Origin of the sequence: Corynebacterium kutscheri (genome assembly GCF_000980835.1) — a bacterium.
GTDB classification, from domain to species: Bacteria; Actinomycetota; Actinomycetes; order Mycobacteriales; family Mycobacteriaceae; genus Corynebacterium; species Corynebacterium kutscheri.
Genome location: NZ_CP011312.1, coordinates 288587 through 300855, shown reverse-complemented (window position 1 = coordinate 300855; position 12269 = coordinate 288587). Strand labels below are relative to the sequence as shown.

Below are 12269 nucleotides of genomic sequence, written 5' to 3'. Positions count from 1 at the left end.
GAGCGACGTTTTAAGCGTCCTTCTTCTCCTGGAGCGCAGCAGCAAGGCGTGCGACCTGGGAAGCAGGAGCATTGAATAGGCCTGCGGCCTTTGCCAAGTTGCCCTTCATGGCGCCAGCCAGCTTTGCGAGAGTGGTCTCACGGTTATCTAGCTCAGCAATTGCATCGACCTGAGCTGCGCTCAGAGCGTTGCCATCCATGTAGCCACCCTTGATAACGAATGCCTTATTATCAGAAGCGAACTTCTTCAAAACCTTCGCAGCATCTACAGCTTCGCCCTGAATAAAGGCAACAGCGGTAGGACCAACAAGAAGATCATCAAGGCCTTCGACACCGGCATCTTTAGCTGCCAACTTCAAAAGGGTGTTCTTGGCGACGGAGTACTGGACGTCAGCACCGAGAGACTTACGCAGTTCGGTTGTCTGAGCAACACTAAGACCACGGTACTCAGTAAGTACAAATGCGTCAGTGTTCGCAAAACGCTGCTTTAGCTCAGCAAGCGAAGACTCGTTCTTCGGGTTTGCCATTACTTCGCCTCCTTCCTCAATTACGTATGTGCATTGATCCGCCGAGGTTTTTCGATTTTCTTCTGCATTCTTAACCCGAACACATTTTAAAAAACAAAAAACCTCGTGCAAGAGCACGAGGCACAACACTCCAAAAGGAGGTGAACTCAGTTACTCCTGCGTGGGCCGTTCCACCCGGCAAGCCGGTGCGGATACCTTCGAGCATTTCTGCTGACCGACGGTCTTCGGTGAAACTTGAGCATGGCTAAAAGCCATTTCAAACTTCGGTAGACAATCTACGCTAGAAATACAACTTTTACCAAATCCCCCTAGGGCAATTTGAGTAAAAAATTTCCAACCCACGAAAATAGCAAAAAGCACTTCTGCTATTTTTATCGATTGTCTAAGTGCGCTACCGGAAACGATCTGCTTTTCCAGCTCGTTTTGCGGTATGGAGAATTATTTTTCGCTTCGTAGTCTAGTAAGAATATTTTCTGCAGAAATTAAACACAGTGGAACCCCCACACCAGGTGTAGTAGTACCACCGGCATAATAAAGGTTGGCAATTTTTTTCGATCGATTGCTCCCCCGCAAAAACGCCGACTGCCGTAACGTATGTGCCGGCCCAATCGCACCACCACAAAAAGAGTAATAACGCTCTTGAAAATCCTGTGGCCCAATCGTCTTGTGCACCACAATACGATCGCGTAAATCAGGAATTTCAGCGCGCTGCGCAATAAAGTCAATAGCACGCTCGGCAATCGCAGCAACCTCTGCTGAAGCCTGCTCATGGTAGGCATCACCATGACCAATCGAAGGATCAGCAGCCACTGGAATGAGCACAAATAAGTTTTCCATCCCTGATGGGGCAACTGTGTTATCGGTATGCGAAGGCTTGCACACATACATCGACTGGGAGTCGCGTCGTAACGCAAATGTTTTATCAGGGAAAACCGCAGTAAAGTCCCTGTCCCAATCGCGAGAGAAAAACAAATTATGATGCTGTAATTGCCCTAAGGGATCTCGCACCCCAAGTAGCACCAACACAGCCCCCACTCCTGGATCCCGCTGAGCAAAATACCGCGGCGAATACGTGCGCAGCTGACTGGGGATAAGCTGACTCTCCACATGCTCAATATCGCACGCACCAACCACCATATCTGCCGCCAGGTTTACCTGCTGACCCTCATGGTTATAACGCACCCCTCTTGCCTGCTTACTCTTGACGATAATCTCAGTTACCTCAGCATTAAGCTCAATGCGCGCGCCATATTCACGTGCCAACTTCTCTAGGGCAGAAACAATAGAAGTAAAACCACCCTGCGGATAACGCACCCCTTGCGTTAAATCAGTGTGACTCATCAAATGATACAAACTCGGCGCACTACGTGGCTGGGTGGATAAGAAAACCGCCGGATATTGCAAAATCTGTTGCAAACGCAGATCTAAAAATTGCTTTTCGACGAACCTATCCAACGGTTCACACAACAAGTACATTAACCGCAATGCGCGGCGCAACACCACCATCCCCATAAATGGTGCAGGAGAAACAAAATTGGTGTACAAAAATCGCTGCAACGCAATCTCATATATTTCTTGCGCACTAGCCAAATAATTTTGTAATTGTGGGCCAGCACCGGGGCTTAATTCGTCGAAAAGCGCACATACTCGTTTTTGCCCTAGGGGGATGTCGATAAAATCTGCGCCTTCTGGAAAAACTCGATACCCAGGATCAAGTGAAATAAGATCAAGCTCTTTATTTGTGGTTGTGCCCATTAATTCAAAGAACCGATCAAAAGCTTCGGGCATAAGGTACCATGACGGCCCGGTCTCGAAGCAAAAACCATCCAGATAATATTCGCCCGCGCGACCGCCTAACCAATCACCTTTTTCTAGCACTGTTACGTCAAGGCCCTCTTTAGCAAGCAGCCCAGCAGTGGCTAAACCAGCAATTCCAGCGCCAATCACAACGGCTGATTTCGGTTTAGGCATTGGTTGTCCTTCTTTCTTTTCCCCACCCTCCTAGGGCAATTTTGGAAATTATGCGAGTTTTTTCCCATGCTGATAACCGCACTCGACCGGCATATAGTTTATCCACACTCGTTGCCGCAAGTTTGTCAGTTAACCCGTTAAAAAGTGCCATTGCGCTAGCTACTGCCATATAAACACTAGGTTTTAGTTCTTGTACTGCTATTTCTGCGCTAGCAATATCGCTGCGAATATCGGCAATAATCTCCTTTTTGGCATTTTCAGTTAATCGTTTTCCTAGCGAAAAAGATGAAAAATAATTGCGCCCTAAAGTATTTGTGTCCTCGGCAATATCACGCAAAAAGTTAATTTTTTGAAAAGCCGCCCCCAAATGTCGAGCGCCTTTTTCTAAATTTTTCTGCCTAGTAGGGGAAAGCTCGTTAAAATCTTGTGCATAAAAACAGCGTAAGCACAATAAACCGATCACTTCTGCCGAACCGTAAATATAGCGTGCTAAAGCTGCCTGATCGTATTCCTGCGGGCTAAGATCCATACGCATTGAATCGAAAAAGGCTAAAACATACTCTTTGGGAAACCCACACCGACGCGCAGTAATTGCATAGGCGTGAACGATCACATCACTATGAAACTGCCCTAGTGGGGCGGCAATCACGGTACAAGCGTATTGCTCCAGGAGCTTTTCGACGTCTACTGCACCACATTGCCCTAGGCCGTCAACGATTTCATCAGCGATACGCACCATCGCGTAAAGATTAGTGATGTCTTCTTTAATTCGTGGGGGTAATAACGCGGTAGCAAGACTAAAACTGGTTGAATAGCGCGCTATAACCTGTTTGGCTGCTGCAATTGCCATAGCATCATAGCGATCCAGGTTAGCGCATTGTTCGGCTTTTACCACCAGAGCAGCCCCCTTATTTATCTCGGTTGTGGTTCTAACGCTAGTCGTCGACAAGCAATAAAAAATAACTCCCCAACACGATGACATGTCGGGGAGCTCATTGCGAGGCACAATGAAAATTTTAAGCCTCGCTGTAGTTCTTCTGAATGCTGGTGTCTACTGGAACACCTGGGCCGAAGGTCGAAGCAAAAGTAACCTTCTTAATGTAAATGCCCTTGGAGGAAGAAGGCTTAATGCGGTTAACCTCATCCAATAGTGCACCGTAGTTTTCAGCAAGCTGTACTGCGCTAAACGAAGACTTACCGATAATGGCGTGTAGGTTAGCAGCCTTATCAACACGGAAAGAAATCTTACCGCCCTTAACATCAGCTACAGCCTTGGCAACATCAGTGGTCACGGTGCCGGTCTTAGGGTTAGGCATCAAACCACGAGGACCAAGAACACGAGCTACTCGGCCAACCTTAGCCATCTGATCTGGGGTGGCGATAGCAACATCGAAATCAGTCCAGCCACCGGTGATCTTCTCGATCAGCTCGTCGGTACCGACTTCCTCAGCACCAGCTTCCAAAGCCTCGGTTGCCTTTTCGCCAGCAGCAAAAACAACAACGCGAACAGACTTACCGGTGCCATGAGGCAAAGAAACAGTGCCGCGAACCAACTGGTCTGCCTTGCGTGGGTCAACGCCCAAGCGGATAGCAACATCAACGGTAGCATCAGTATTCTTCGAGGAGGTTTCCTTAACCAACTCAGCAGCCTCTAGGGGACGGTAGAGACGGTTCTTGTCAACCTTTTCAGCGGCGGCGAGATATGCCTTTGAACGCTTGCTCATAGTAAAATCCTTAAAATTTAGGAATCGTGGTGCGAGTCGAAGCTGACCCTGCCACGGTTAAATTGGGTAATAAAGCGTGCCGTAAAAGCGGTAGTAGCTATAGAAACTATGTCTTATGTTGGCCATGTAGACACCGGTTCAAGAAATATTTTGCGCCCTAATGCAGGCATATCAGCTACTACTGCCGATACAAGATGGCTTAGTTTTCGACCTCAATACCCATGGAACGGGCGGTGCCGGCAATAATGCGAGCAGCCATATCGATGTCGTTGGCGTTAAGGTCTTCCATCTTGGTTTGAGCAATTTCCTTGACCTGAGCCATGGTTACCTTGCCCACCTTCTGAGTGTGTGGAACACCCGAACCCTTCTGCAGGCCAGCGGCCTTAAGCAGAAGTTTCGCTGCGGGAGGAGTCTTAAGCTTGAAGGTGAAAGAACGATCTTCGTAGACAGTGATTTCAACAGGAACCACATTACCACGCTGAGACTCAGTTGCAGCGTTATACGCCTTGCAGAATTCCATGATGTTCACACCATGAGCACCGAGAGCAGGACCAACTGGTGGAGCTGGATTTGCCTGACCGGCTTCAATCTGCAACTTAATAAGGCCAGAGACCTTCTTCTTAGGAGCCATCTTTTACCTCCTTGGTACCGGGATAAGACTTAAGTGTGATGGTCCAAATTCTTAAGCCACCCGTCCGGATGCCCAGCAACAGCAGTACGCTTATTGCCCAAGCCACCGGGGATTACATAATTGTCGCGTAGAACACGCGATCGTTTAGTCTACAACAAAGCCCCGTGACGAGGAAATTCCACAATCACGGGGCAATAATGCTTGTCGACGGTTATCTAGCTACTCACGCCACTTTAAATATGTCGCTCAAACGCGCGAGAAAATTAGTTAACTTTTTCCACCTGGTCAAAATTAAGCTCAACTGGAGTTTCCCGGCCAAAGATAGAGACCAGAGCTTGCAGCTTGGAGTTCTCCACATCAATTTCTGCGATAGTTGCCGAAACCGAAGCCAAAGCACCGGTGAGGATGGTCACTGCCTCGCCAACCTCGAAATCTACCGACACCTTCGTAGTAGCGGCGTCCGTTGGCATAGCAATAACCTGCTCGCCTTCGGCAGTGGTAGCAGCAGCCGCACCAGCAGTTTCTTCCTGTGGCATCAAGAACTTAGCTACATCACGGTGTTTCACCGGAGTGGCGTTGCCTTCATTGCCTACGAAGCTGGTCACACCTGGGGTATCACGAACAACCGACCAAGCTCGGTCATTGATATCCATACGAACCAGCACATAGCCCGGAAGCAGCTTCCGCTTCACTAGCTTGCGCTTACCATCGCGGATTTCCATTGCCTGCTCAATCGGAACAACAACGTCGTAAATAGAATCCTCTACCTCAAGAGTCTGAGCACGCATATCAAGGTTCGTCTTTACCTTGTTCTCATAACCCGAGTAGCACTGAATGATGTACCACTGGCCAGGAAGTTTCTTCAGCTCACGAGTAAAAGCACGCAACCTGGACTTATATTCCGCATCTGGCTCAACGACCTCGGTTTCAATCGCTCCAGTAGCAATATCTACAGTCGCATCAACAACCTCAATCTCTGAAGCTGCCTGTTCCTCAGCAGCCTGAGCCACCTCATTGTCTAAAGCTTCTTCGATAACCTCATCAAAAGCTTCTGCGAAAGAACCGCCAATGTTCTCATCACTCATGATCTTTTAAAACTCCTGTTCATCTCAATGCTGCGCACCGTTTCACACTATGCTACCCGTCTTAGCGCATTCTCCCCCACACCCCTAGGGCAATTTCGTCGAAAAGCAAAAAAGCTTTCTCAAATTACTATTTTGGTATGGTTCTAGAACTTCTCAAATACGGATTATGCCAGCACAATAAGCAGACACAATGTTGAAGTGGCCAATAAATTATCCCGTCAGACATGCATCTGACGGGATAGAACTTTTGAAAAATATCCTAGCTAAGGAGTAAGAACTTTCTCAACTCCAAGGCCGGCAAGGAAATCAACACCTGCAACCAAAGCAGTAAGAATAATCAAGAAAGCGAACACAATGATCGTGTAATTCACCATCTGGGCAGCGGTTGGCCAAATGACCTTTCTAATTTCCGTAGCAACCTCAGGGAAAAACCGAAGCACTTTATTGCCAGTCTTCTCTTCACCGTCGCCAGCAGGAGCGACCTGTTTTGCCTCATAAGCTGCGGTCGAAGTGGTACTCACACCAGCAAGTTGGCGTTTGCCCGTTGGCCGAGCGGCAGATGCCTTTTCCGGCTGTTCCTCAGTCACAGCGTTCCTTTCACAGTACTGACAATACGTTTCTGAGAGTTATTAACAATCAAACAATCAGAACCTAGTTCTCTTTTTAAGAACTCATCGCTAACTCTACGAATATAGCAAAGCTTAACAATGCGCAAAACTTGAGTGCCCATTTTAGGATAAAATCCCACCATATTCGCCACCACCTATACATACTCTCGGACAAATAGGTAAGAAAATACTAAGAACAAAAGATAAAAATACCTAACGACGAAAAATACCGCCGACTGATTACCCCTTAATTAACGGTGGGTAATAAATAAAAACAGGCACGAAATTCATGGTGAATCTCATGCCTGTTTATTTGGCAGGGGCGACAGGACTCGAACCTGCAACCTACGGTTTTGGAGACCGTTGCGCTACCAATTGCGCCACGCCCCTATGCAGTTATCCGACAATTCTCATATCGGTTGTTGCCTTGAATCAAACCCAAAGCAACCGGCCAGCAATATCTTACAGATAAAGCGCCGCGTTTTCTTAACTCTACAGAAAAAAGAAAACCAGCGACGTGATAAGAAATTACTTCCGCGTAGCGATGGCGAGAATTGAACTCGCGACACAGCGATTATGAGTCGCTTGCTCTACCACTGAGCTACACCGCCATTGTTACCTTCTTAAGCATTATACCCAAGAAAAGAACAGAGCCCCCTGACAGAATCGAACTGTCGACCTTTTCCTTACCATGGAAACGCTCTGCCGACTGAGCTAAGGGGGCACATCCAAAGGATTATGAACAGAGTTTCTGTCTCACTCTCCGTTGTGGACTGCTAAAGATTAACCCACATTCAATAAACATTACAAATCAGCAGCACACGCTAGCTTTTGATTGGCTACCACCCACCCCAAACCCCTTAGGGCAAAAACAACTACACCAAACCAGTTATTTTTAAACCATTATTTTTGATTAGGAGTTTTCGGGTAACTACAACATGGCGTCCAAACATGGATGTGTTTTTAATAAAACTAAGCACCTCATCATTGAAACAACATGAGAACGGTCCTAACATGCAGAAAACCCCAGTCTTTCGACTGGGGTAACTGTGCCAGGTAGAGGATTCGAACCTCTGTAGGCAACGCCGACGGATTTACAGTCCGCTCCCTTTGGCCGCTCGGGCAACCTGGCAAGCACCGTTGGTGCGTTACACACTTTACACCGATTTACTAGTTAGATAACAAATCGGGCGCTTAACACACTTTTTTTAACCAACTCGTTGCACTGTAAACCGTGCTAAATTACGCAGCGCAACAGTAGTCTCATTATCCGGTAATTGCGCTAAATGAGATTCGGCTATCTCAAGATAGCGATAAACGTCGGCAAGCGCTTGTTCTCGCCCAGTTGATTGAGTAAGCAAATCAAGTGCACGTGTTACGCTGTCATCTTCGTGTATAGGGCCAGTTAAAAGTTCACGCAACTGTGCCCCAACGGGGGTATCTTCTCGAAGTGCATACAAAACTGGCAGGGTAAAAACACCCTCACGAAGGTCAGTACCCGGAACTTTTCCAGACTCAGTAGTATCGGAAAAAATGTCGATAATGTCATCGACAATTTGGAATACCATTCCAATGGCCGCACCAAAACCACGCAATGCTTCGATATGTTCTGACTTCGCACCTGAATGTAACGCACCTAGATAGCCTGCGGAGGCAATCAACACACCAGTTTTCTCTTCAATAACCTTCATATAGTGCGCCACAGGATCACCATCTTGAGCACCGATGGTTTCTCGCATCTGGCCAGTAACCAAAGTGCCAAAGGTTTCTGAGAAATGCGCAACAGTATCAGTTCCTAGAACCGCCATCAAACGAGATACGTGAGCAAGCAAAATATCGCCAGCAAGAATCGCCACCGAATTATCCCAACGCGAATTGGCACTTTCGACCCCTCGCCGCTTATCTGATTCATCCATCACATCATCGTGATACAAAGTGGCTAAATGAGTCATCTCTACAACAACGGCTGCTCTAATCACATTGAGATTAAGCGGATTAGACCCATAATTTGAAGCCAAGAGTGCCATCATCGGGCGAAAACGCTTACCCCCAGCTCGGGCCAGATGCAATACTTTTTCGACGATAAAATCCTCGCCTACAGCCAATTCAGCAAGCAATAGCTCCTCTACTCGCTGCATTCCCTCAGCGATAGCCAGATTAAGGGGTTCATCCCCTAGATCAACGTGGGTAGCAGGTTCTACACTATTTTTTCGATTTCCTGCGGCGCCGTTGCTCATGCTTTCAAGCTTTCTCTAGGTCAATGATCTTTCCCTTGATTTATACACATCACATGCACACATCGGCCGGCCGTGCAAAGCCAACTGATATCAAGAACAGATCGCAAAGTATTAGAACTAACCCTTATACCGTAGTCGAAGATATAGTGCTCACACACCATTGGGTGGCATAAGTAGGGTATGAACTGGAACAATAAACTGTTGTGCCAAGCAATAATTCTTCTTTAGTCCATCATGCAGATATCGTTATTATCGGCGGTGGACCAGCTGGTTCAGCTGCGGCTATTCATGCCGCGCGCCGTGGTTTTCACACTATTATCGTGGAACAATCGCCCTTTCCACGCGATAAAACCTGTGGCGATGGCTTAACCCCCCGTGCGATATACCAATTACAACTACTTAACATCGCTACGGAAATCACCAAACGATACAGCTCTCAAGGGCTGAAATTACATGGTTTTGGTGGATCCGTGACCGTACCATGGCCCAATAGTGTCTTCGGCCAGGTGGGCTCAGCTATGCCCCGCATAGAGTTTGACCAACTACTTCATGCCACTGCTAACGCATATGAGGAGACCAACACGATCTTTGGTACCGCCTTACGCGCCCATATGGGACACGATCATCGTATCAACAGCATTGAGCTTTCAGATGGCAAGCTCATTAAAACTCGCTTTGTTGTGGTCGCTGATGGGGTACGTTCTACTTTTGGCAAAACCCTAGGGCGAAAATGGCATAAAGAAGAAGTTTATGGAATTGCTGCCCGCAGTTACTGTGCTACTGCGTATAGCAATGAACCGTGGATTCATTCCCATCTTGAACTACGCGACAACAACGGTAATGTTCAGCCTGGCTACGGTTGGGTATTTCCACTGGGTAATGGACACGCCAATGTTGGTTGTGGGGCGCTATCGACTGATCGTCGTCCAGCAAAAATTAATACCAAAAAGCTACTGCATTTTTACGCAGATAAATTACACGAAGAATGGGAATTTTCCACTCCCGAAAAAGTCACCTCTGCACTACTGCCAATGGGTGGTGCGGTAAGCGGTGTCTCCGGTAAAAACTGGGTTCTCATTGGCGATGCCGCAGCCTGTGTAAATCCGCTGAATGGCGAAGGAATTGACTACGGATTAGAAACCGCCGCTAAAGCAATAGAGCTTTTCGACGACCACGTTGATCTCACTAATCTGTGGCCACTTGTCCTAAGAGAAAACTACGGAAATGCGTTTAGCCTGGCGCGCACCCTAGCGCGTGCGCTGACATATCCACAGTTGCTACCAGCACTCGGGCCGTTAGGTCTACGCGGTCGCCTAGGGCAAAAAGCAATGCCGATAGCAGCACGACTTATGGGCAACCTAATTAGCGACGAGGATCATGATTTCGTAGCTCGACTATGGCGTGGAGCAGGATCTGCCACACGACGGTTTAGCAATACTCCACTGTGGTCCTAGGGCAATTTTGCGCATTGCAGATCAATTCACAGTAGTAATTCAAAATAACTCTGAAAACACTCAAATTACTATTTTCGTCGATGCTATCGCTGCTAGCCTGTGCGCTGAAATTGCCCTAGGAGGGTTTGGTGGCAGAATGCAATGACACAATGCCTAAAGTGAGGTTTTGCCACCCACAATTTTGCCACCCATTTGCGTTAATAGCGCGTGCCAAGTCTTCCTGGTCTGGCCAAGCCCGGATTGAATCTGCAAGATATTCATATGCTTCTGGGTTGGAAGAAAAAATTTTCGCAACCCGAGGCAAAAACCGCATCAAGTATTCCTTATACACAAGGGAAAAACCAGGCACAATCGGAGTAGAAAATTCCGCGACTGTCAAAGTCCCACCAGGTTTAGTTACTCGTGCCATTTCGCGTAATCCAGCTTGGTAATCATGAATGTTGCGTAATCCATACGAAATGGTCACCGCGTCAAAGGTGTTATCGGGAAAGGGTAGATTCATCCCATCGCCGCACACTTTCGCCACATCACGATCGTGTCCGGCGGCAAGCATGCCTAAAGAAAAATCACAGGCCACACACCAGGCACCTGATTTGCTTAATTCAATGGTCGAGACGGCAGTTCCAGCAGCAAGATCAAGGACTTTTTGCCCTGGCTGAAGGTTAAGTCGTTCACGTGTGCGCCGACGCCATCTACGGTCTTGGCCGAAGCTGACAATGGTATTTGTAAGGTCGTATTTCTCCCCGACGCCATCGAACATAGATGCAACGTCGAAAGGTTTCTTTTCCAGATCTGCCTTAGCCACGATTTAACAGTGTACTGCATCCTTTCTTACCGGCTGAGTGCGCATCGTTGCTGACAGGATAGTTTCTCATAGGTTATGAATCTTGTACGCACCGATAATGTTCAAAAAGCTGTTCGCATACTGCCGGCCAGGTTTTTCCTAAAACAGTTTGACGAACACTATCGCTAGATAAACCTCGCAGCTTATCGACGGCTGCTACTAAATCTGTTTCAAAATGCTCAAGATCAAGCAATAAACCATTGTCGCTGTTAATCAAATCAATAGGGCCACCTGCTCGTGGGGCGATCGTCGAAACGCCAGAAGCATGTGCTTCTTGAATGGTCTGACAAAAAGTTTCGAATTCTCCTGGATGAACGAAAACATCAAAACTCGCATATATTCGAGAAAGCTCTTTACCAGTGCGTGCCCCAAGAAAAATCGCCGACGGCAACAGCGTGGCCAATTGTTTCCGCTCTGGACCATCACCAACGATAATCAGCTGCATATCGCGACGTTGTTCCAGTACCCGCAGGCGGTGTACCCCTTTTTCCGCAGCCAAACGCCCAACATAACCCACAATGGTTTTCTTACCGGTAGGATCCCAAGCCAAGCGTAATTTCTGATCACCGTTATCGGGGTGAAAGAGCATCGTATCCACTCCCCTTGCCCAACAATACAGGTTTTTAATTCCCCGGCGACGCAACTCAAGCATACTCGTACGACTTGGGGCTAAAGTACGCTGACAATTATTGTGAACCATCCGAGTCCACCACCAACTTGCAGTAGCACATTGGCTTAGGTGATAACGGTTCGCAAAACCAGCAATATCAGTTTGATACACCGCCACTGTTGGTATTTTCTTGCACCGAGCAATAAAAGACGCCACACCACCTAAAACAAAAGGGGATGCAAGATGAACAATATCTGGGCGAAAATTAGTTAAAGCTTTTGACAGTGTTCGAGTAGGTACCCCCACAGCAAAAGAATCAATCAATGGCGGGTAAATACTAGGAACGCGAATAATGGGAAACCCGGCGTAACTTTGGGGTGTATGAGCAGTTACCTCATCATTCTTACGATCGTCTCTAGTACGTTTATTTATTGCTTTTCCCGGCGCGATAATAATTACCTCGTGTCCGTGGTCAGCTGCATAGTCAAGAATGCGCGCTACGGAATTACTGACGCCATTTATCTCTGGCAAAAAGGATTCGGCAACAATGGCAATACGCATAAAGTGGTAGTTTCCCCA

Annotated in this window: 11 protein-coding genes and 4 tRNA genes; 1 reads left to right on the top strand and 14 read right to left on the bottom strand. The window is 47.5% G+C overall.

Annotated elements, in window-relative coordinates; genetic code table 11:
* Positions 1-10 precede the first annotated feature (10 nt).
* The 12 genes from rplJ to UL82_RS01345 form a co-directional block, all read right to left on the bottom strand.
* Positions 11-526 carry a 50S ribosomal protein L10 gene (gene rplJ / locus UL82_RS01400; RefSeq protein ID WP_046438615.1) on the bottom strand — a complete coding sequence of 172 codons (516 nt, stop codon included), beginning with the start codon at positions 524-526 and terminating at the stop codon, positions 11-13.
* 438 nt (positions 527-964) lie between these two features.
* Positions 965-2497, bottom strand: coding sequence for a phytoene desaturase family protein (crtI, locus tag UL82_RS01395; protein ID WP_046438613.1), 1533 nt, complete (start codon positions 2495-2497; stop codon positions 965-967).
* Complete coding sequence (locus UL82_RS01390) at positions 2490-3392, bottom strand: phytoene/squalene synthase family protein (RefSeq protein WP_052735835.1); 903 nt, start codon at positions 3390-3392, stop codon at positions 2490-2492. Before UL82_RS01390 ends, crtI begins: the two co-directional genes overlap by 8 nt.
* Before the next feature lie 121 nt (positions 3393-3513).
* Positions 3514-4221 carry a 50S ribosomal protein L1 gene (rplA, locus tag UL82_RS01385; RefSeq protein ID WP_046438612.1) on the bottom strand — a complete coding sequence of 236 codons (708 nt, stop codon included), beginning with the start codon at positions 4219-4221 and terminating at the stop codon, positions 3514-3516.
* Positions 4222-4420: 199 nt separating this feature from the next.
* Positions 4421-4852 carry a 50S ribosomal protein L11 gene (gene rplK, locus UL82_RS01380; protein ID WP_046438611.1) on the bottom strand — a complete coding sequence of 144 codons (432 nt, stop codon included), beginning with the start codon at positions 4850-4852 and terminating at the stop codon, positions 4421-4423.
* A gap of 263 nt (positions 4853-5115) precedes the next feature.
* Positions 5116-5937, bottom strand: coding sequence for a transcription termination/antitermination protein NusG (nusG, locus tag UL82_RS01375; protein WP_046438609.1), 822 nt, complete (start codon positions 5935-5937; stop codon positions 5116-5118).
* Positions 5938-6200: 263 nt separating this feature from the next.
* Positions 6201-6524, bottom strand: coding sequence for a preprotein translocase subunit SecE (secE, locus tag UL82_RS01370; protein ID WP_046438608.1), 324 nt, complete (start codon positions 6522-6524; stop codon positions 6201-6203).
* Between the two features lie 335 nt (positions 6525-6859).
* Positions 6860-6935: transfer RNA gene (locus tag UL82_RS01365), tRNA-Trp, on the bottom strand.
* A gap of 149 nt (positions 6936-7084) precedes the next feature.
* Positions 7085-7156: transfer RNA gene (locus tag UL82_RS01360), tRNA-Met, on the bottom strand.
* Between the two features lie 40 nt (positions 7157-7196).
* Positions 7197-7269: transfer RNA gene (locus tag UL82_RS01355), tRNA-Thr, on the bottom strand.
* 326 nt (positions 7270-7595) lie between these two features.
* Positions 7596-7677 (bottom strand) — tRNA-Tyr (locus UL82_RS01350).
* A gap of 76 nt (positions 7678-7753) precedes the next feature.
* Positions 7754-8782, bottom strand: coding sequence for a polyprenyl synthetase family protein (locus tag UL82_RS01345; RefSeq protein WP_046438607.1), 1029 nt, complete (start codon positions 8780-8782; stop codon positions 7754-7756).
* A gap of 203 nt (positions 8783-8985) precedes the next feature.
* On the opposite strand from UL82_RS01345, the gene UL82_RS01340 reads away from it, so the two are divergent.
* Complete coding sequence (locus tag UL82_RS01340) at positions 8986-10236, top strand: geranylgeranyl reductase family protein (protein ID WP_046438606.1); 1251 nt, start codon at positions 8986-8988, stop codon at positions 10234-10236.
* Between the two features lie 115 nt (positions 10237-10351).
* Here the strand turns inward: UL82_RS01340 and UL82_RS01335 are convergent, their stop codons facing one another.
* Positions 10352-11041: a demethylmenaquinone methyltransferase gene (locus UL82_RS01335; RefSeq protein ID WP_046438604.1), complete on the bottom strand. Its 690-nt coding sequence runs from the start codon at positions 11039-11041 to the stop codon at positions 10352-10354.
* A 73-nt stretch (positions 11042-11114) separates the two neighbouring features.
* A complete protein-coding gene (locus tag UL82_RS01330; RefSeq protein ID WP_052735834.1) occupies positions 11115-12251 on the bottom strand; it encodes a glycosyltransferase family 4 protein in 1137 nt (378 codons plus the stop codon).
* Between the last annotated feature and the right edge of the window lie 18 nt (positions 12252-12269).